20 protein-coding genes are annotated in these 20,067 nt (G+C 69.3%); 18 read left to right on the forward strand and 2 right to left on the reverse strand.

Translation table 11 applies throughout. From position 1 onward, the window contains the following. Positions 1-42: 42 nt before the first annotated feature. Both HY726_00105 and HY726_00110 read right to left on the reverse strand, forming a co-directional pair. Positions 43-963 (reverse strand): ABC transporter permease, encoded by a 921-nt coding sequence (locus tag HY726_00105; GenBank protein MBI4607393.1) that lies wholly within the window; start codon positions 961-963, stop codon positions 43-45. A 51-nt stretch (positions 964-1,014) separates the two neighbouring features. Next, positions 1,015-2,553, reverse strand: coding sequence for a hypothetical protein (locus tag HY726_00110; protein ID MBI4607394.1), 1,539 nt, complete (start codon positions 2,551-2,553; stop codon positions 1,015-1,017). Positions 2,554-2,889: 336 nt separating this feature from the next. Here HY726_00110 and HY726_00115 point away from each other — a divergent pair, with 336 nt between their 5' ends. The 18 genes from HY726_00115 (at position 2,890) to HY726_00200 (ending at position 20,045) form a co-directional block, all read left to right on the forward strand. Further along, on the forward strand, positions 2,890-3,834 hold the full coding sequence (locus tag HY726_00115; GenBank protein MBI4607395.1) for an SDR family oxidoreductase: 945 nt from the start codon (positions 2,890-2,892) through the stop codon (positions 3,832-3,834). Between the two features lie 240 nt (positions 3,835-4,074). Next, complete coding sequence (locus HY726_00120) at positions 4,075-5,574, forward strand: ABC transporter substrate-binding protein (GenBank protein ID MBI4607396.1); 1,500 nt, start codon at positions 4,075-4,077, stop codon at positions 5,572-5,574. A 293-nt stretch (positions 5,575-5,867) separates the two neighbouring features. Next, the gene (locus HY726_00125) at positions 5,868-6,812 is read left to right on the forward strand and encodes an ABC transporter permease (GenBank protein ID MBI4607397.1); all 945 of its coding nucleotides are present in this window, start codon (positions 5,868-5,870) and stop codon (positions 6,810-6,812) included. Then, positions 6,805-7,638: an ABC transporter permease gene (locus tag HY726_00130; GenBank protein MBI4607398.1), complete on the forward strand. Its 834-nt coding sequence runs from the start codon at positions 6,805-6,807 to the stop codon at positions 7,636-7,638. The genes HY726_00125 and HY726_00130 overlap by 8 nt, the downstream gene beginning before the upstream one ends. 187 nt (positions 7,639-7,825) lie before the next feature. After that, complete coding sequence (locus HY726_00135) at positions 7,826-8,992, forward strand: glycosyltransferase family 4 protein (protein ID MBI4607399.1); 1,167 nt, start codon at positions 7,826-7,828, stop codon at positions 8,990-8,992. Next, positions 8,989-10,101: a glycosyltransferase family 4 protein gene (locus HY726_00140; GenBank protein MBI4607400.1), complete on the forward strand. Its 1,113-nt coding sequence runs from the start codon at positions 8,989-8,991 to the stop codon at positions 10,099-10,101. Before HY726_00135 ends, HY726_00140 begins: the two co-directional genes overlap by 4 nt. 72 nt (positions 10,102-10,173) lie before the next feature. Then, entirely contained in the window at positions 10,174-10,707 is a 534-nt protein-coding gene (locus tag HY726_00145; protein ID MBI4607401.1) for a sigma-70 family RNA polymerase sigma factor, read from the forward strand. Next, entirely contained in the window at positions 10,704-11,318 is a 615-nt protein-coding gene (locus HY726_00150; protein MBI4607402.1) for a hypothetical protein, read from the forward strand. The genes HY726_00145 and HY726_00150 overlap by 4 nt, the downstream gene beginning before the upstream one ends. Beyond that, positions 11,315-11,794 (forward strand): hypothetical protein, encoded by a 480-nt coding sequence (locus HY726_00155; protein MBI4607403.1) that lies wholly within the window; start codon positions 11,315-11,317, stop codon positions 11,792-11,794. Before HY726_00150 ends, HY726_00155 begins: the two co-directional genes overlap by 4 nt. A gap of 8 nt (positions 11,795-11,802) precedes the next feature. Beyond that, complete coding sequence (gene gspE, locus HY726_00160; GenBank protein ID MBI4607404.1) at positions 11,803-13,605, forward strand: type II secretion system ATPase GspE; 1,803 nt, start codon at positions 11,803-11,805, stop codon at positions 13,603-13,605. Between the two features lie 26 nt (positions 13,606-13,631). After that, positions 13,632-14,837, forward strand: a complete 1,206-nt coding sequence (gspF, locus tag HY726_00165; protein MBI4607405.1) for a type II secretion system inner membrane protein GspF — start codon at positions 13,632-13,634, stop codon at positions 14,835-14,837. A 168-nt stretch (positions 14,838-15,005) separates the two neighbouring features. Further along, positions 15,006-15,473, forward strand: a complete 468-nt coding sequence (gene gspG, locus HY726_00170; protein MBI4607406.1) for a type II secretion system major pseudopilin GspG — start codon at positions 15,006-15,008, stop codon at positions 15,471-15,473. Next, positions 15,470-15,964, forward strand: coding sequence for a prepilin-type N-terminal cleavage/methylation domain-containing protein (locus HY726_00175; protein ID MBI4607407.1), 495 nt, complete (start codon positions 15,470-15,472; stop codon positions 15,962-15,964). Before gspG ends, HY726_00175 begins: the two co-directional genes overlap by 4 nt. Continuing rightward, positions 15,945-16,310: a type II secretion system protein gene (locus HY726_00180; GenBank protein MBI4607408.1), complete on the forward strand. Its 366-nt coding sequence runs from the start codon at positions 15,945-15,947 to the stop codon at positions 16,308-16,310. Before HY726_00175 ends, HY726_00180 begins: the two co-directional genes overlap by 20 nt. Continuing rightward, a complete protein-coding gene (locus HY726_00185) occupies positions 16,303-17,121 on the forward strand; it encodes a prepilin-type N-terminal cleavage/methylation domain-containing protein (GenBank protein ID MBI4607409.1) in 819 nt (272 codons plus the stop codon). Before HY726_00180 ends, HY726_00185 begins: the two co-directional genes overlap by 8 nt. Continuing rightward, positions 17,121-18,062, forward strand: coding sequence for a general secretion pathway protein GspK (locus tag HY726_00190; GenBank protein MBI4607410.1), 942 nt, complete (start codon positions 17,121-17,123; stop codon positions 18,060-18,062). The genes HY726_00185 and HY726_00190 overlap by 1 nt, the downstream gene beginning before the upstream one ends. Positions 18,063-18,085: 23 nt before the next feature. Further along, the gene (pilM, locus tag HY726_00195; GenBank protein ID MBI4607411.1) at positions 18,086-19,453 is read left to right on the forward strand and encodes a pilus assembly protein PilM; all 1,368 of its coding nucleotides are present in this window, start codon (positions 18,086-18,088) and stop codon (positions 19,451-19,453) included. Further along, positions 19,443-20,045 carry a hypothetical protein gene (locus HY726_00200; protein ID MBI4607412.1) on the forward strand — a complete coding sequence of 201 codons (603 nt, stop codon included), beginning with the start codon at positions 19,443-19,445 and terminating at the stop codon, positions 20,043-20,045. Before pilM ends, HY726_00200 begins: the two co-directional genes overlap by 11 nt. Positions 20,046-20,067: the final 22 nt, after the last annotated feature.

Here is a 20,067-nt window from a genome sequence, read left to right on the forward strand (position 1 = left end):
CAGCGCGGGGGGTCGGCGTGGGTGGCCCCCCTCCGAGGAGGATCATGCTCCGACTCGGATGCGCGGATCGATCAGCCCGACGATCAGGTCCACGACCAGGTTGACGAGCACGATGATGAGCGCGAGCAGCACCACGGCGCACTGGACGACCGGGAAGTCCTGGTTCCGGATCGACTCCACGGTGAGCGTGGCGACCCCGGGCCAGGCGAAGACCGTCTCGGTCACGATGGCGCCGCCAAGGAGCTGGCCGAACTGGATGCCGAGCACGGTGATGACGGGGATGCAGGCGTTGCGGAAGGCGTGCTTGATCACCACCATGCGCTCGCCGACTCCCTTGGCGCGGGCGGTCTTGATGTACTCCATGTTCATGACCTCGATCACGCCCGAGCGGACCAGGCGCATCGTGATCGGAGCGAGGAAGGCGCCCAGCGTGAAGGCGGGCATGACGAAGTGCTGCCACGTGCCGTAGCCGGAGGCCGGGAGCGCCCTGAACCTCACCGCGAAGACGAGGATGAGCATGATGCCGAGCCAGAAGATCGGCATCGCCTGTCCCCCGACGGCGAGGACGGTGCACAGGTTGTCCACGAACGAGTGGCGCTTCAGGGCCGAGAGGATCCCGAGCGGCAGGGCGATCAGCAGCGCGACCAGGAGGCCCGCGAGAGTCAGGTAGATCGTGGGGGGCATGCGCTCCAGGACGAGACCGAACGCGGGGATGTCAGCGTACCAGGACTTGCCGAAGTCCCCCTGCACCGCGCTGCTGGCGAACTTCCAGTACTGGACCACCAGCGGCTGGTCGAGGCCGAGGAGCTTGCGGTAGCGCTCGAACTCGTCCTTCCCGGCGTTCTGCGGCAGCAGGAGGAGCACCGGGTCGCCGATGACGTGCAGGATGGCGAAGGAGAGGATCGAGATGCCGAGAACGACGACGACGAGCTGGACGAGCTGCCGGACGATATACTGCCTCATCCCGGGACCCGGCGAGGAGGGGGCGGACGCGCCCGCCCCCTCCGGGCGCGCTCACTTTTTGCGGGGCTTGGCGGCGAACATCCGGTCGATCTCGTCCCGCGGCGCCTCGTAGTCGACCCGGTTGGAGACGCCCCAGACGCCCCGGAGCCCCCACTTGTAGAGGTAGGCGGCGTCCTCGAAGTGGAGCCTTTGCGCCTTGAGGTAGATCTCGGTCCGCTTCTTGGCGTCGAGGGTGGACCGCCCCGTGTGGATCAGGTCGTCCAGCGCCTTGTTGCAGTAGTAGCTGTAGGCCTCGCCGCAGCGGAAGACGTCGTAGAGGATCGCGTCAGCGTCGAAGACCGAGTAGTAGCCCCACGACCATTCGAACATCGGGCCCGCCTTGCCCTCCTTGACCTGGGTCACGTAGGGGCCGATCTCGCCGATGTAGTTCTGCTGGGTCCGGATGCCGGCCTTGGCCAGGTCCGCCACGACGGCGTCGCTGGTCTGCCGCAGGCCGGGCTCCACGATCGCCGGACCCGTGCGGAAGCGGATGTCGATCCCGTTCGGGTAGCCCGCCTCCGCGAGGAGCTTCTTGGCCCGCTCGACGTCCTGTTTGTAGGGCTTCAGGTTCGAGTCGTATCCGAAGGCCATCGGGTTGACGCCGGTCGCGGTCCGGTCCCCGAGCCCGTTCAGCACGTGCTTGATGACGGCGTCCATGTCCACGGCCAGGTTGGCCGCCTGGCGCACCCGCCGATCCGTGAAGGGGTTCGGGCCACTGCGCGCGGCCTGATCGAGCTGGAGGAAGGCGGTCCGGAGGATCGGGGAGGTAGAGGTTCGGGCCACCCCTGACTTATTGAACACGTCCATCGGGTCGGGGGGCACGGCCTTGATGACGTCGACGCCGCCGGAGATCAGCTCGGCGATCTGGGTGGCCGTCTCTGGAATGATGCGGACGCGCACGTACTTGAAGGCCGGCTTGGGTCCCCAGTAGTCGTCGTTCCGGACCAGGAGGTGTTCCTGCTTCTTCGTCCACCGGACGAGCTTGTACGGTCCGGTCCCGACCGGGTTCTCCTGCATCCACTCGTGGCCCTTCTCCCTGATGACCTTTTCCGACTGCATCACCTGGGCGGTGAGGCGCTCGACGAAGAGCGGGTACGGGCCATCGGTTCTGAAGCGCACGGTGTGATCGTCCACGACCTCGATGCTCTTGATCTTGGCGTGGTTGCCCCGCGCGGTGAGCTTGTTCTTCTCGTCCAGGACGCGGTCAAACGTGGCCTTCACGTCGCGCGCGGCGAACTTCTGCCCGTCGTGGAACTTGACGTCGGTCCGGAGCTTGACCTCCCACGTCGTGTCGTCCAGCGCCTTCCACGACGTGGCGAGGCTCGGGATGACCCGCCCCGTCTTGAGATCGCGCGTCGCCAGGTGGTCGAAGACGTTGTAGCCGAGAATGATGCTCTCGCGCAGGACCGAGTTCGGCGGATCCCAGTTCGGGAGGTCGCCCTGCAACGCGTACACGATGGTCTCGTCCTTGGTCTGGGCGTCGAGGGGTGCGGGAGCGACGAGCCCGAGGCTGAGCAGGAACACGCATCCGAGGGAAACGGCGCGACCCATGGCATCCTCCTTTTGCATCGGGGGCGGACGGGGGAGCTGGCCGGCGATACCGCTTCCATCCTAGCCATCGGCCCCCTGCCTGTCAAACGGCGATTTCTTGGGGGGCAAACAGCTCACCGGCCAGCCAGATCGGGAGCCCCCGCGAAGCCTAATCGGAGGGGGCCTCGACGGCCCCCTCCGAGGCCCCCCCAGGAATCGGTTGCGCGGGCCAAGCCCGCGCTCGAAGGGTATAACCCGACAGGCTGCGAGCGGAGTGTCCCGAACACCGCAGCAGGCTAGCCGGGACGCGTGCCGGGGAGCGCTGTTGACACGTCGGAGAGCCCGCGCCCATAATGCGTGTCCATGTTTCTGGTGACGGGCGGCGCCGGGTTCATCGGGTCCCACGTCGTGGAGCGCCTGCTCCGGGACGGCCACCGGGTCCGGGTGCTCGACAACTTCTCCACGGGCACGCGCGAGAACCTGGCCTTCGCGGCCGGCAACCCGCGGCTCGAGGTCGTGGAGGGGGATCTCACCGACCTCGACGCCGTCGTTCGCGCCGCCCGCGGGGCGGAGGTCATCTTCCATCAGGCCGCCATGCGGTCGGTGCCGCGCTCGGTGGAGGACCCGCTCGGCGCGAACGCGAGCAATGTGACCGGCACCCTGCACGTCCTGGTCGCCGCCCGCGAGGCGGGGGTCAGGCGCGTGGTGTACGCGTCGTCCTCGTCAATCTACGGCGACCGTCCGGATCTGCCCAAGCGCGAGGACCAGCCTCCGGCCCCGGTCTCTCCCTACGCTGTCTCCAAGCTCGCGGGCGAGCTCTACTGCTCGGTCTGGGCGCGCCTCTACGGGGTCGAGACGCTCGGGCTCCGCTACTTCAACGTCTTCGGCCCGCGCCAGGATCCGACCTCCCAGTACGCCGCCGTGGTCCCGCGCTTCATCCTCTGGGCGCTCCGCGGCGAACCCCTGGAGGTCCACGGCGACGGGCTCCAGTCGCGGGACTTCACCTATGTGGACAACGTGGTGGAGGCGAACCTGCTTGCCGCCCAGGCGCCCGGCATCGCCGGGGAGATGTTCAACGTCGGGTGCGGGAACCGCGTGAGCCTCCTGGAGATGATCGGACTGCTGGATGGAATCGTCGGCCGACGGCTGGAGCGTGTCCACACCGCCCGCCGGCCAGGGGACGTCCCCCACACGCAGGCGGACATCGGCAAGGTCAAGCGCTTCCTCGGTTATGCGCCGGTGGTGGACTTCGAGGAAGGGCTCCGGCGGACCGTCGGGTTCTTCAGAGGGAGGAGCGCATAAGATTCCTCTGAGGGGGGCGCACCCACGCCGACCCCCCGCGCTCGCGCGCGGGTGTGGCGCGGGTACCCGCCCCTTCCGAACCTCCCCGGTTGCAGTCCGAGCGGTGGGGCTGCCGACGAGCCGCAGGGTCGGAGAGCCACGTGGCGAGGCCCGAGACGATTGCGCCGGCCGGGTACCCACGCCGGAGGCGTGGGTGGGCGCTCGAAGGGACGGTGCTGAATCATGAGCGAAGATAGTCCAGTGAGCAGAGCCCTACGCATCGCCGCGGTAATCGTCGCGCTCGTCGTCGGGCTCGTCGCCCCTGGCCCGGCGCAGGTCCAGGTCGCGGGCGGGAGCCTGATCGTGCAGGCTCCGGCCGAGCCGCCCGGCCTGGATCTCACCGCGAGCCCGGCGTCGGCCATCGCCGCCGTCGTCCACTACAACATCCAGGAGTGCCTGGTGAGGATCGACAAGAGCGGCAAGCTCCTGCCGTGGCTGGCCGAGCGCTGGTACAGCACGGACAACCTCAACTACACGTTCTTCCTCAAGAAAGGCGTCAAGTTCCACAACGGCCGCGAGTTCAAGGCCCCGGACGTCAAGTTCGTCCTCGAGCGGGCGCTGAACCCCGAGACCAAGCATCCCCACCGGAAGCACTACGAGGACATCGCCGCCATCCACGTGGGGGACGACTACACCGTCACGGTCTCGCTCAAGCGGGTCAACGCCTCCTTCCTCCTGAACCTGGCGCGGCAGGGCTCGGTGATCTACCCGCGCGAGGCGGCGGACACGCTGAAGAGCCACCCGGTGGGCACCGGACCGTTCGTGTTCTCCGACTGGGTGCGCGGCGACCGGATCGTCCTGGCCAAGAACAAGGACTATCACGTGAAGGGGCTGCCCTACCTGGATCGGATCACGTTCCGGTTCATCCCGGATCCCAACTCCGCCCTCGCCGCGCTCAAGGCGGGGGATGTGGACGTGCTGGCCTTCGGCCTCGGGCCCGAGAGCGTTCCCGAGCTGAAGAGCGATCCGCGCTTCGCCGTGATCCAGGGGGACACCACCAACGACGTCATCCTTGCCCTCAACAACTCCCGCAAGCCCTTCGACGACGTCCGCGTGCGGCGGGCCATCACCCACGCGATCAACAAGGAGGAGGTCATCAAGGGGGCCATGTTCGGGCTCGGGCGGCCGCTGGGGTCGAACATCGATCCTCTTAACCCGTACCACGTGGACATGGCCAGGGCGGTCCCCCACGATCCGGAACGCGCGAAGAAGCTTCTGGCCGAGAGCGGTTACCCGAACGGGTTCGAGACCGTGCTGAAGGTTCCCCCCCAGTACTACTACACGGTGCGCTCGGGTGAGGTGATCGTGAACCAGCTCACCAAGGTCGGGATCAAGGTGAAGCTGGAGCAGATTGAATGGGGGCAGTGGCTGGCCCGGATCTACCGGAACGCCGACTACGACATGACCATCATCGGCCACGCCGAATCCTGGGACGCGGGCAACTACGCGAACCCGGGGTATTACTTCCGCTACAACAGCTCGAAGTTCCAGAAGGTCTACGCGGAGTCGGAGGTGACGCTGGACGAGAAGAAGCGCCGGGAGCTGTACCTCCAGCTCCAGAAGATCATGGTGGAGGAGGCCCCGGTGGTGTGGCTCTTCGTCCACCCGCGCCTGGTGGCGACGAAGAAAGGGGTGCAGGGGATCTGGAAGGACCTCCCGACCCCTTCCATGGACCTGTCCGAGGTCTACTGGGCGAGGTGAAGTGTAAAGACAGGTATCGGCGGGCGGGTCCTGTCCCCGACCAGCCCCGCCGGCCTCGCCACTAACCTCGGAGGGGGGCTCCGCCCCCCTTCCGATCCCTCCCCCCGACAGCTTGCGCGGGCAAAGCCCGCGCTTGATCGTCGGAGGGGGCCTCGACGGCCCCCTCCGAAGCCTCCCCCCTTGTTTTTCGAGCGCGGCGGGTTCGGCCATGCCGCGAGGCAGGCCACCCGCCGCGCGAGGCCCGAGGTGCTTGCGCGGGCAAAGCCCGCGCTCGAGGGGGCATTCTGACAGCCGTGCGTAGCTTCATTGTCCGGCGGCTCTTCGCCCTGATCGTGACGCTGTTCTTTGTGTCGGTGCTGGTGTTCGTGGTGATCCGCATTATCCCGGGCGACCCGGCGCTGATCATCATGGGGACCGAGGGCAGCCCGGAAGCGGCCGAGCGTCTCCGCGAGGCCATGGGGCTCAACCGGCCCCTCCCCGTCCAGTACCTGGAGTGGATCGGCCGCGCCCTTAGGGGCGATCTCGGCCACTCCATCCAGTACGACGTCCCGGTGGCGCAGCTCATCCTCTCACGCCTCGCCGTCACCGGCCCCCTGACCCTGCTCGCGGCGCTGTTCATGGTCGTCGCGGCCATCCCGCTCGGGATCTTTGCCGCCACGCGTCACCGGCGCTGGGGCGATTACCTCGCGATGACCCTGTCCCAGGTCGGCATCTCCATCCCGTCCTTCTGGGCGGGCCTCCTCCTGATCCTCCTCTTCTCGGTCAAGCTGGGTTGGCTGCAGGCCGGTGGGTTCGACGGCTGGATGCACGGGGTGGGACCGGCCCTCAGGTCTCTCATGCTCCCCGCCGTCGCCCTCGGGCTCTTCCAGTTCGCCGTGCTCGCCCGTACGACGCGCTCGGCGATCCTCGAGGTCCTGCGCGAGGAGTACGTCAAGACGGCGCGCGCGAAGGGGCTGGCCGAGCCGTCGGTCCTCGTCAAGCACGCCCTGAAGAACGCGCTGATCCCGGTGGTGACGGTGGTGGGGCTCCAGCTCGGCCAGCTCATGGCGGGCAGCATAATCTTGGAGTCCGTGTTCTACCTCCCCGGTCTCGGCCGGCTGGCCCTCGGCGCCATCACCGCCCGCGATCTCCCCGTGGTCCAGGGGGTCGTCCTCTTCGTGGCCTCGGTGATCGTTTTCATCAACGTGGCCGTGGACGTCCTCTACGGCGTTCTGGATCCGCGGATCCGGTATGAGTAGCCCCCGGCGGCTGCGCTCCTTCCGTCACTTCACCTTCGCGCTGGGCTTCGCGATCACGGCCCTTCTCGTGCTGACCGCGGCGCTCTCCTTCGGCTACACTCCGTGGGACCCGCTGCAGATGTCCCTCGTGGACCGGCTCCGGGGCCCGTCGGGGGCCCACTGGCTCGGCACCGACCAGTACGGCCGCGACCTGCTCTCGCGCATCATGGCCGGCGCCGTCACGTCCATCGCGGTCGGCGTCATCGCGGTCGGGATCGGGATGGGCGTCGGCGTGGCGCTCGGGATGCTCAGCGGCTACTTCGGGGGCTGGCTGGACGAGGGCTTCATGCGGCTGATGGATGCGGTGCAGGGGTTTCCCGCCATCCTCTCCGCCCTCCTCATCACCGCGGTCTTCAGCCCCGGGATCACGATCAGCATGGTGGCGATCGGCGCCGCCTTCACTCCCATCTTCGCCCGGCTCACGCGCGGAAAGTTCCTCGAGCTGAGGGAGCGCGAGTTCGTCCTGGCCGCCCGCGCGCTGGGGGCCGGGGATGCCGCGCTCATCGGCCGCCACATCCTGCCGAACACCGTGGCGCCGCTCATCGTCCAGGCGACCATCAGCTTTCCCGTCGCGATCCTGGCCGAAGCCGGGCTCTCGTACCTGGGGCTCGGCACCCAGCCCCCGCAGCCGTCGTGGGGACTGATGCTGAAGGAGGCGCAGAGCTTCCTCTCGCTCAACCCGTGGTTCGCGATCTTCCCCGGTGGCGCCATCGCGCTGTCGGTCCTCGGCCTCAACCTCCTGGGCGATGGGTTGCGCGACGTCTTGGACCCGCGCGTGCGGACTTGACTCTGCGTGGCCCGGCCTTCGAGCGCGGGCTTTGCCCGCGCAAGCGATGGGGGAGGCTTCGGAGGGGGCCCGGGTACCCGCGCCGAAGGCGTGGGTGTCCCCCTCCGACAATGATATAATGGCGGGCACACGTTCCCGTCGGGTGGCCCCAATTCACCTCGCCGGTCATGCACGCCAGGCTCCCCTGATGCGTCCGCGTCGGTCGTTGCACGTCGGCGTCGAGGCGACACCGCTCCGGGCCTACCGGCTCGGCGGGGTGTGGCGCTACACCCGGTCCCTCGTCGAGGCGCTCGGCCGCCGCGCGGACGGTCATCGCTACTCACTCCTCTTCTTCGACTCGTTCAGGCCCGGGGCTCGGGAGCGACCGGCGTTCCCGCCGGGCGCTGCGGTGAGGATCGTGAACCGGCTCCCCAACCTGCTCTTCGGCCTCAGCGCGGCGTGGCCCCTCCTCGTGAGGGCGCTGAGCGTGGAGTCGTTCCTGGGCCCGGTGGACTGCTTCCACTCGGTCAACGGCGTCGCCCTCCCGCAGCGGCGCGGCCGGCGGGTGGTGACCGTTCACGACCTCTCCTGCCTTCGCGTTCCCGAGTACCATCCGCGCGCGCGGGTCCTCCACGCGCGGCTGACGCTCCCGCCGGCCGTGAGGGCGGCCGATGCTGTGATCGTGCCCTCCCGGCAGACCCGCGACGATTTGGCGGCGCTGCTCGGGGTGCCCCCGGAGAAAGTCTGGGTGATCCCGGAGGCGCCGGCTCCCGCCTTCCGGCCCCGTTCGGCCGGCGAGGTGGCGCCGGTGCTCGACCGCTACGGGCTCGCGGCGAAGGGCTACCTGCTCTTCGTCGGCAGCCTGGAGCCGAGGAAGAACCTCCTCACGCTCCTCCGCGCCTACGAGACGCTCTACGAGCGGGACGATAACCCGCCGGCGCTGGTGCTGGCCGGGGGGCCGGGGTGGCGGAACCGTGAACTCCTGGCCCGGCTCAGGGCCTCGCCGTGTGCCGCGTCGATCCGCCGCGTCGGCTATCTCGACGACGAGGAGATCCCGATGCTCACGAGCGGGGCCGCCTGTGTCGTGTACCCGTCGCTCTACGAGGGGTTCGGCCTGCCGCCCCTCGAGGCGATGGCCTGCGGCGTGCCGGTGGTGGGCTCCGACATCCCGGCGCTCAGGGAGGTGGTCGGCGAGGCGGCGCTGCTCGTGGATCCGCGGAGCTCTGCCGAGCTCGCTCAGGCCATCGACCGCGTCCTGGGTGACAGGGACCTCCGGGCGAGACTCGGGGCGCTGGGGCTCGAGCGTGCGCGCGCGTTTTCGTGGGAGCTGACCGCCCAGCGGACGGTAGAGGTGTATGAGGCAGTGACCCGGTGAGGATCGCGGTCAACGCTTCGATCGTGGATCGGTTCCTCACCGGCCTCGGCGTCTATACCGTCAACATGGTGCGCGAGCTGGCCCGGCTCCACGGTGACCTGACCGTCTACACGGCCCACCCGGAGCGGGAGGAGTTCGGCTCGGTGACGGCCCGGCGGATCTGGCGGGCGGTCGAGCCGTCGCACGGGGCGCGGGGCCACCTCGCGCGCCTCCTCTGGCTCCAGCTGGTCCTGCCCCTTCGGCTCCGGGCCGACCGGGCCTCGATCCTCTTCTCGCCGCTCCCCGAGGGGAGCCTCTTCTCGCCGGTCCCCCAGGTGGTGGTCGTCCATGACCTCATCCCGCTCCACTTCCCCAGCGCCTTTCCGCGGCAGTCGGTCTACTTTCGTTACGTCATCCCGCTCCTGCTTCGTCGCTCGCGCGTGATCCTGAGCGACTCAGCGACCACGCGCGAGGACCTCGGCCGCTTCTACCGGTTGGACAAACGCCGGATCCATGTGGTTCCGGTGGGCTACGACGTGCGGCGGTTCCATCCGGAGGTCGACCCCGAACCCCTCCGTCGGCGGCTCGGCCTCGGGCGCTACATCCTCTACGTGGGGAATCTCTTGCCGCACAAAAATCTGGCACGGCTCATCGCCGCCTTCTCCCGGCTCGGGGCCTCGATTCCGCACCGCCTGGTCATTGCCGGACGAAAGGATCCGCGCTACTTCCCGGGCTTGTCCGCTGTGGCTGAGCGCCTCGGCATCGGCCAGCGGGTGGTCTTCCTGGACTACATGGACGACCAGGAACTGCCGGCCCTCTACGCCGGCGCCGATGTCTTTGTTTTTCCTTCGCTTTACGAAGGGTTCGGCCTCCCCCCGTTGGAGGCAATGGCATGCGGGACCCCGGTGGTGACCTCCAACGTCTCGGCGCTCCCGGAGGTGGTTGGCAACGCGGCGCTCCTGGTGGACCCCCTCGATGTGGAGGCCCTGGCCCAGGCCTTGGCCGAGGTCCTGGAGAACCCTGCTCGCCATGACCGGTTACGCGCCCTCGGGCTCCGCCAGGTGTACAGCTTTACGTGGGACCGGTGTGCCAGGCGCCTACTCGACATCCTGACCGCTGCCGATTACTAACTGTGCGGATTTTGAGCCCAATTCGTGCCATTAAACCGTTCCGGGCTGCCGCCAGTCCAAGAGAATAGGCGAATGGGTGAGACCGACGACCTCGTCCCCGGGCTCAGGGCGGGGCGTCGCGAGGCCTTTGAGGCCCTGGTAGATCGGACCTATCGGATGATCTACGGTCTCGCCGCGCGGATGGTCGGACACCCCGAGGAGGCTAGGGACATCGTCCAGGAAGTGTACCTGCGGAGCTACCAGGCACTCCCCCGCTACCGGGGGGAGGCGAGCCCGGGGACGTGGCTCTACCGCATCGCGGTGAACGTCTGCCTGGACCACCAGAGGCGTCGACGCCCCCGGGAGGCCCTGGACGAGACGCTGAGCGCGACGAACCCGTCGCCCCTCGAGGCGAGTCTCGAGGCTGAATCGGCGCGCCGCCTCGCGGGCTCGGTCATGGGGCTACCGCCCAGGCAGAAGGTCACGCTGGTCCTCCGGGTGTACCAGGGGCTGAGCTTCCGGGAGATCGCCGAACTGCTGGACTCCCCAATCGGGACGGTCAAGGCCAACTACCATCACGCGCTCCTGCGCCTGAGGCAGGAGTTCAGAGGGACGCCGGGGTCGTGAGCTGCGAGCGGGAGCCGTCCCGGTTGATCGAGCTTCTGGAAGAAGAGCTGCCGGTGCCCGAGGCGGCTGAGCTGCGCGCCCACCTCGAAGGATGCCGTGAGTGCGCGGCCGCGCTGGCCGGTCTCAAGGCGACCCGGGCTGCCCTGGAGGCGCTTCCGCTCCAGGATCCCTCCGAGGCGTCGTGGGGGGCGCTCCGGGCCGATATCTCGAGGCGGCTCGACCCCCAAGCGAGGCCTGGCGTCCGACGGCTCAGGTGGCTGTGGCCGGTGGCGGCGGTCCCGCTGGCCGCCGCGGCGGGGCTGCTTCTCGTCTGGCGGGCTTCGCCTCCTGTGCGAACACCGGCCCCCACCATGTCCGTGGCCACGGTGGTCAACGATCCTTCGCTGGACGCCTGGCTCCTGGAAGCTCCCGTCAGAGAGCTGAACCGCTACGCGTGGGCGGCGCCGTTTCTTCTGACGGGCGATGAAGCGGCGCGGGAGCTCGGCTATTTGGTCGAGATCACTGAAGCCCGGCAGGCCGGTGTCGTCCAGCGCGTGGACCACCTCGTCGGGCTGAACGCCCGGGAGGTTGAGCAACTTGTGGCGGCGTTGGAGAAGGGGGCATCACGATGAAGTGGTGGGGGAGTGTTGGGATCGCGTTCCTCGTCGTAGGGATGGCGGGCAGCGGGGCCGGTCAGACGAGCGACACCCCCGACGCGCGGCAGCAGGCGGAGAAACGGCTCGAGTCGCTCTACCTGGTCCAGCTCGCGGACGCGCTCCGGCTTTCGGACGAGCAAGTTGCCCGGGTGGCCGCACGCGTGCGCCGAGCCGATGACCAGCGCCGGATGTGGCTTCAGGAACGGCGTCGCGTCGTTCAGGACCTGGAGGAACTGCTCAAACGGGGCCAGTCGGACCCGAAGGCGTATGAGGAGAAGATCGCGCGGTGGGAGCAGGTCGAGGTCCAGCTGGCGCTCTGGCGGAAGAACCTCCTCAACGAGCTCCGCAGCGTCCTGACCGCCGAGCAGCAGGCGAAATTTGTGATGTTTGATGAGTCGTTTGCAGCAAGCGTCCGAGAACTGCTGAGAAGCCTCCGATTGACTAAGCCATAGGGAGGGACATGAGGGACCGGACCCGCCTCGGGGACCTCTTAATCGCGGCCGGGCTGATCACCGCTGACCAGCTCCGGGAGGCCCTGGCCCTGCAGACCCAGCGTCGGGAGCGGCTGGGCGCGCTCCTGGTCGAAATGGGCGCGCTCGGCGAGCACGATCTGCTGACGGTGCTGAGCCGACAGCTCGGCGTGCCGTACGTCCCGGGCTCGGCCTTCCCCCAGACCCCGGTCTTCTCCAACACGGTCTCGCTGCGCTTCCTCACCGAGCAGCGCTGTCTCCCCATCGCGGTTGAGGACGGCGTCCTCACGGTAGCCATGGAGAACCCCTCGGACCTCGAGACCGTGGAGGCTCTCGAGTTGGTCCTGGGCATGACGGTGCGGCCGTGCCTCGGTAGCCCGCGGGCGATCGTGGCGACCCTGACCGAGTACGCCAACAGCGCGGCGACCGCCATGGAGCGGATCGTCGACGAAATCACTCCGGAGGAAGGGGAGCTGGTCTTCGCCGGGGAGGACGAGGACCTCCAGCACCTGCGCGAAGCGGCCCAAGAGGCTCCCGTCATCCGCCTGGTGAACCTGATCATTTCCCGAGCCGTCGAGATCGCGGCGAGCGACATCCACATCGAGCCGTTCGAGGGGACGCTCAGGATCCGGTACCGGATCGACGGGGTGCTCCACGATACCGAGGCGCCGCCGAAGCGGCTCCAGGCGGCCATCGTCTCGCGCGTCAAGATCATGGCCAAGATGAACATCGCCGAGCGCCGCCTCCCGCAGGACGGGCGGATCAAGCTCCGGGTCCTCAACCGCGCCATCGACCTCCGGGTCGCGACGATCCCCACGGTCCACGGCGAGAGTGTGGTGATGCGGATCCTGGACCGCCAGTCGCTTTTCTTCACGCTCGACCGGCTGGGCTTCCCCGCAGAGCGGCTGGGGCAGTTCGAGAGGCTCATCCAGCGTCCGTACGGGATCATCCTGGTCACCGGGCCGACCGGGTCCGGGAAGACGACGACCCTCTATGCGGCCCTCGACAAGATCAACTCGCCGGAGAAGAAGATCATCACGATCGAGGACCCGGTCGAGTACCAGCTCGAGGGCGTGAACCAGATCCAGGTCAAGCCCAAGATCGGCCTCAGCTTCGCCAACGGTCTCCGTCACATCGTCCGCCAGGACCCGGACATCATCCTGGTGGGAGAGATCCGCGACGCTGAGACCGCGGAAATCGCCATCCAGTCAGCGCTGACCGGCCACCTGGTCTTCTCCACGCTCCACACCAACGACGCCGCCGGCGCGGTCACGCGGCTTCAGGACATGGGGATCGAGCCCTACCTGATCGCCTCGTCGGTCCTGGGGATCCTGGCCCAGCGGCTGGTCCGCCTCATCTGCCGGGCCTGCGCCGAGCCGTACGAGCTGGATGCCGTGGCGCTTCAGACCCTGGGGATCATGACCGCCGGCGGCTCGCTGCGCGCGACCCGCGGTCGGGGATGCGAGGCGTGCACCTACACGGGGTACCGGGGCCGGACCGGGATCTACGAGCTACTGCTGGTCGACGACGACAGTCGCGGGCTCATCATGGCCAAGGCCACGGCCCAGGAGATCAAGCTTCGCGGCATGGCCCTCGGCATGCGGACGCTTCGACAGGACGGCTGGGACAAGGTTCTCAGGGGGCTCACGGCCGTGTCCGAGGTGCTGCGCGTCACCCAGGAGGAGGGCGAGACGCTCCCGCTGGAGGCCCAGCCCGCCGCCGGCTCCAAGCCCATCCCGCTCACCCGCGAGCAGGCCGCGCCCGCCGGGCTCCACATCGCGGCGCCGTCCTGAGCCGGCGGGGCAACGTCAGAGGGGCCATGCCCGTTTTCACCTATACCGCTGCTGACACCGCCGGCCGACGCGTGAGCGGCCGGCTCGATGCAAAGGACGAGATCGCCGCCGTGGTGCACCTACAGGCCCAGCGGCTCTTCCCCCTCGACGTGCGCGAAGCGCGGGAGGAGGCGCCCGGGTGGCGCTGGGGCCTGCCCGGGATCAGCACCCGCGAGCTTCAGAGCTTCACCCAGCAGCTCGCGACGCTCCTGACCGCCGGGGTCGAGCTGGACCGGGCCCTCGCCATCCAGACCGAGCTCACCCACAACAGGAACTTCCGTCGGATCATCGCTCAGGTGAGGGAGTCGGTTCAGGGCGGCAGCTCCCTCGCCGAGGCCCTCGCCCGCCACCCACGGGTGTTCTCGCGCCTCTACGTGAGCATGGTGAGCGCGGGGGAGGCCGGCGGCGTCCTCGAGCAACTGCTGGCGCGGCTGGCCACCTTCCTGGCGGGCGTCCAGGAGCTGAAGGACTACCTGGTGACCTCGCTGATCTACCCGGTCTTCCTCGCCGTCGTGGGGACGAGCACCGTGACCCTCCTCCTGGTCTTCGTCCTCCCGCAGTTCACGACCATCTTTCAGGCCATGGGCGGCACGCTCCCGCTCCCCACCCAGATCCTGCTAGGGGTGTCCGGGTTCTTGACCGCGTACTGGTGGCTGGTGGCGGGCGGGCTGGCGGCGGCCGTGGTCGGGGCGCGCCAGTTCGTGGCGACGCCGGGCGGAGGGCTCGCGTGGGACCGGCTCAAGCTCCGGTTGCCCCTGGTCGGAGTGCTCTTGCAGAAGACCGAGGTCGCGCGGTGGGCGCGGACGCTGGGGACGCTCGTCGAGAGCGGCATCCCGTTCTTCCAGGCGACGCGCATCGTGAAGGAGACCGTCGGCAACCGCGTCATCGCCCAGGCCATGGACAGCGTCGCCGAGGGGGTCAAGAAGGGCGCCGGGATCGCCGTGCCGCTCCGCGAGAGCGGCGTGTTCCCGCCGCTCGCCATCCACATGATCAGCGTGGGCGAGGAGAGCGGGCGGCTCGAGGAGATGCTGCTCCGCGTGGCCGAGGCCTACGACACCGAGGTCCGCACCGGGGTGAAGCGCCTCATCTCGCTCCTCGAGCCGATCATGATCGTGGCGATGGGGATCGTCGTGGGCCTGGTGGTAATCTCGATCCTGCTCGCCATCTTCAGCATCAACGATCTTCCGCTCTAGCAAGATGCTGACAAGACCTCTCTCGCCCACGTGTCCTCGCGCTCCGGAGCGAAGCGCTCCGAGCGCGGGCTTGGCCCGCGCAAGCTCTGGGGGAGGCCTCGGAGGGGGCCCGGGTACCCACGCCGAAGGCGTGGGTGTCCCCCTCCGATGATCTAGGAGGCAAGCCCGATGGCTCCCCTCTCGTGCTGGCGGTGGCGTTCCCCGTGGGTTCGACGGCTCCGGGAGCGCCGGGGGTTCACGCTCATCGAGCTCCTGGTGGTCATGGTCATCCTCGGACTCCTGGCCGGGCTCGTGGCCCCGCGCTTTCTCGGCAAGGTGGGGCGCTCGAAGCAGCAGGCGGCTCAGGCCCAGCTGGAGCTGCTGGGGACGGCGCTGGACTCGTTCCGTCTCGACGCGGGGCGCTATCCCACGACCTCCGAGGGCCTCCAGGTCCTCCGCACCAAGCCATCGGGGATCGAGATGTGGGACGGGCCCTACCTGAAGCGGGAGGTCCCCCTCGATCCCTGGGGACGTCCCTACATCTACCAGTCGCCGGGCGAGCACGGCGAGTACGACCTGATCTCGTACGGGGCCGACGGCGCTCAGGGCGGCGAGGGGGAGAACGCCGACGTCGTGAGCTGGAAGAGCAGCCAATGATTGGTGTGGGTCGGCGGGGATACACGCTCCTGGAGCTCCTCGTGGTGCTGGCGATCATCGGCGCCGCCGGCCTGATCGTCCTCCCGCAGGCCGGGAAGGGCCTCGAGACGTTCCGGCTCAAGGCCACGACCCGCCAGGTGGCGAGCGTTTTCCGCTACGCCCGGACCCTCGCCATCGCCGAGCGAACGGTGTCGGTCGTGGGGCTGGACCTCTCGCGGGCCGAGTACTGGCTGGCCGTGGCTGCCTCGGACCGCGCCGGCGAGGTCGTGCGCGCGACCTATACGCTGCCCAAGTCGGTCCGGGTGCTGGCGCGGCCGCTGGGCGAGGCGAGGTCGCGTGAGCGGGGTGTGGTGCGGTTCGTCTTCTTTCCGCGCGGCGGCGCCTACGGCGGCCAGGTCTGGCTCGAGGGTGCCAAGGGACGGCGCTACGTCGTCCAGGTGGATCCGCTGACGGGCCTGGTGAGGATCGCCGATGGGGCGCAGCGCTCGTAGCACGCGCGGCTTCACGCTCCTCGAGGTGCTCGTGGCGCTGGCCGTCACGGGAATTGCCCTCGTGGTGCTCCTGCAGGCGGTACAGGGCACGTTGAGGCTCGAGCGGGCAGCCCACGACTACACGCGGGCGCTGGCGCTCGCGCAGGCCCGGCTCGACGCGGTCAGCCTTGAGGACGCCCCGGCCAGCGGAGTCGGTGAGGCCGACGGCTTTCGGTGGTGGGTCCAGGTGACGCCGGCGTGGTGGGACAAGCGCAGCCTGCTCTACCGCGTTGCTGTGACCATCGAGCGCCCGACGGGTCCCCCCGTCAGCCTCGAGACGTTTCGGCTCGGGGAGAGGCGTGAGTAACCAGCGCGGGCTGACGCTCCTCGAGCTCCTGATCGCCCTTGGGCTGGTCGGCCTGGTGGCGGGCATCGCGCTCGGCTCGCTCAGGCTGGCAAGCCACGCCTGGGAGCGCGGGGAGGCGCGGCTCGACACGGCGCAGCGCACCCGCTTCGTCACCGACCTCCTGACCCGGGAGCTGCGCTCGGCGCTGCCCTACCTGGTCCGCGTCAACGAAAAGGAGCAGATGGTCGCCTTCAGCGGCGCGTCCACGTCGGTGAAGTTCCTGACCACGGCCGGAGGCCTGACGACGGCGGTGCCCGAGGGCGCCCTGCGGGAGGTGACCTACGCCCTCGCCCCTGGCGGCCTCTACCGGGTCGAGGCTCCTGCCTCTGACCGCCAGTTCGTCGAGAGCGGTCGCGGCGTGACCGTCCAGCTCGAGCCGGGTGTGGTTGAGCTTTCGTTCCGGTACCTCCAGCGCTCCACCGGAACCTGGCTGGACAACTGGGTCCCTGCCGTGGTGAGCCTCAAGCCAGAGGCGAAGAGCCCCAAGCCAGAGGCGAAGAGCCCCACGCCGCAGGCGAAGAGCGTCCCGCCGGACGAGAAGAAGGAGCCCATCGACCCCACGGATCTCTTTCCCGGCGCGGTTGCCGTGAGCCTGTCCCTCCGGGGCGAGGCGGGCCAGGTGGAACAACTTCCGCCGCTCGTCGTGGCGATCCGGAGCCAGTTTCCGCCAGCGGCGAAGACCAAGCCGGAGGCCGAGAAGGACAAGCCGCAGCCTGAGAAGGGCAAGCCTCAACCGGAGCTGGCCAAACCGCAGCCGACAGGGAGGCGCTGATGCCGAGGGGTCCCCGCGCGCAGGGCGGCTTCGCCCTGGTGATCGTCCTGTTCGTGCTCCTCCTCCTCTCGATGATCGGAGGCGCCTTTGCACTCGCGGTCCGCACCGAGGCGCTGGCCGTCCGCAACGGGGGCGAGGATCTGGCAGGTTATGCGCTCGCGCTCGCCGGGGTGCACCAGGCGCTGGCCGAGGTCCTGGGCGAGTGGGAGGTCAACTTTCTCGACCCCTCCGGCGCGGTGCGCTTCGCGAGGAAGGACGGTTCCCCGCTGCCGAGCCTCGCCGAAAGCGCGCGGGTGATGGCCGGAGAGGTCGGGTATCGGATCCTCGACGAGGAAGGCAAGATCAACGTCAACCGCGCCGATCAGAAGCTCCTCACCGCCCTTCTCCGGGTCGTGGAGCTTCCCCCGGGCACCAACATCGACGAGGTGGCCGACGCGATTCTCGACTGGGTAGATTCCGATCGGCTCCGGCGGCTCAACGGCGCCGAGGATGACTATTACCTCGCGCTCAGGATCCCGTACCTGCCCAAGAACGGCCCGATGGGAGCGATCGAGGAGCTGCTGCTGGTGAAGGGGATCACCCCCGAGTTGTACGCGCTCCTCTCCCAGGTCCTGACGGTCTATGGGGCCGGTCGGGTGAACGTGAACACGGCGCCACCCGCCGTGCTCCGGGCGGTGTTCCCCAACGATGCGCTGAGCCTCACGAGCCAGCGTCGAGCCAAACCCATCGTGACGGCGCGGGCGCCCGGAATCGTGCGCTCCTCGACCTTTACGATTATCGCCGCCGGGCGCGGGCCGACGAGCCGCGCGCCGCGGTTCGTGAAGGCCGTGGTCACGCGCCTCGCCGACGGGAAGGCGGGGGAGGGCGGCACGCAGCGCTATATCATCCGGGCCTGGGACGACGACTACCCGGCGTGGGCTGGGCGTGCCTCCTCCGGCTGAACGGTGACACGGGACCTCCTCTGATGCTGAGGCAGACTGTCCTCGGCGTGGACCTCCGGGAGAGCGAGGCTCGGCTCGCGCTGATCGAGGGCGGTCTCCTGGGCGCGCGGCTCGTCGCCGCGGCGGTCCTGCCGCGTCCGCGCGGCGAGCCGGAGGAGGCGCTGGGCGAGCTCGCGCGGCGCTGGCTCGGCGCGCACCGGACAGGGGTCGACCGCGTCGTGGTGGGCCTCCCGCGCCAGGAGGTGTTCATCCGCCACCTGACGCTCCCGCCGCTCAAGCGCGAGGAGCTGCGGCGGGCGGTCGAGTACGAGCTGGGGCGCCACCTCCCGATCCCCGCCGACAAGGTCGCGTTCGACGTGCTCGTCCAGCGGCGGGAGCGGGACGGCCGCTGGCGCGTGCTCCTGATGGCGGCTCCCCGGAGCTCGGTCGATCGCGCGATTGCCGTGCTCGCACCGCTCGGGTCCGCCGAGCCCGTGGTAGTCGTCCCGCCTCTGGCGCACTGGGCGCTTCACAGCCGCTGCTGCCGGGACTTCGGGTCGGCGTCCGGGCCCCACGTCCTCCTGGATGTCGACGCCGAGCGTGTGAACGTCGATCTGGTCACGCCGGGTGAGGGCATCGCCGTGTCGCGGACGGTGCCGAAGCCTGCCGGGACCGGCGAGGAGATCGCGGACCTGGTCCGCGCCTGTGTCGAGTCGCGGCAGCCGACGTCCGGCGGTGCGACCGCCGTGGTCCATGCGCTCAGCGCCGACGGGATCCCTCCCGGGTCGCGTCCGCTCGACGCGCTGACGGCCGTCAGGAGCGAGCGCCCCGGCGACGCGGCTCGCGTGCCCACGGCCATCGGTCTCGGCCTCCTCGGGCTCAGGCGCCGGCGGCTCCTCGACCTCCGGGCCCCGGTCCCCGTCCCCTCGGCCCGCGAGCGCTTCCGATGGGTGGCGGCGATCGTGCTCGGCTGTGCCCTGCTGGTGGGAGCGGGCGCGTGGACCTGGCAGGCTCTCAGCGAGCGGCGCCAGCTTGACGCGGTGAGCGCCCAGCGGCGCCAGCTCGAGCCGACGGTCGTCCAGGTCCAGACGGGACTGCGCGAGGCCGCCCGCATCCGCACGCTGCTCGAGGCGTTCGGTCGAGGCCGCGCGCGGGAGGTGTCGAAGCTCGCTCTGCTCCGCGAGCTCACGACGCGGGTTCCGAAGGATGTGTGGGTCGCGCAGCTCGTCTACAAGCGCGGAGAGCTGGAGGTCATCGGCTATGCGCCCCAGGCGCAATCCTTGATCGCGATGCTGGAGGGATCGGCCCTCGTGAAGGATGCCACCTTTGCGGGCGACATCGAGCAGGAAGGCGGGGCCGAACGGTTCAAGATCCGAGCAAGCGTCGCCCCGAGGAGCGAGCGTGCGCGCTAGGACGCTGGGCGAGCGCGAGCGACGGCTGCTCTGGCTGGCCGGCGTGGTCGTGCCCCTGATTCTCTTCTGGAGCTACGTGGTCGATCCCTTCATGGCCGAGCAGACGCTGGTGCGGGAGCGCCTGGCGCGGGAGGAGCGGGCGCTCCACCGCTACCGGGAGCTCCTGGGCAAGCGGGAACAAGTCACGGCCGAGCTGGGCGCGCTCCGGCGTCGTCTGGAGACCACCCGTCAACAACTCTTACCCGGGGAGACCCCGGCGCTCGCCGCGGCCGCGCTTCAGGCCCGGCTCGCCGCTGCCGCCCGGGGCGCCGACGTGCGGCTGGCGAGCCAGCGGCCCGAACGGCCGGTCGAGCACGGTGACTTCCTGGAGATTCCCGTCCACGTCAGCTTTCGCGCCCCCATTGAGGCGCTCGTGAAGATCCTCAAGGCGATCGAGACCTCTCCGTTCGCGCTGGACATCGCCGAGCTGTCTGTCAGGGTGCTCGATCCGAAGACGCCGAGGGACCTTCAGGTCGAGATGGTGGTATCGGGGTTCACGCTCGGCCAACGCGCACGGGGATGGGCCGATCAAAAAAAGGAGGCAGGCGCGTGAAATCGTCCCGTTTGCTGCTGAC

It is taken from the genome of Candidatus Rokuibacteriota bacterium (assembly GCA_016209385.1).
In the GTDB taxonomy this organism is placed as follows: domain Bacteria; phylum Methylomirabilota; class Methylomirabilia; order Rokubacteriales; family CSP1-6; genus JACQWB01.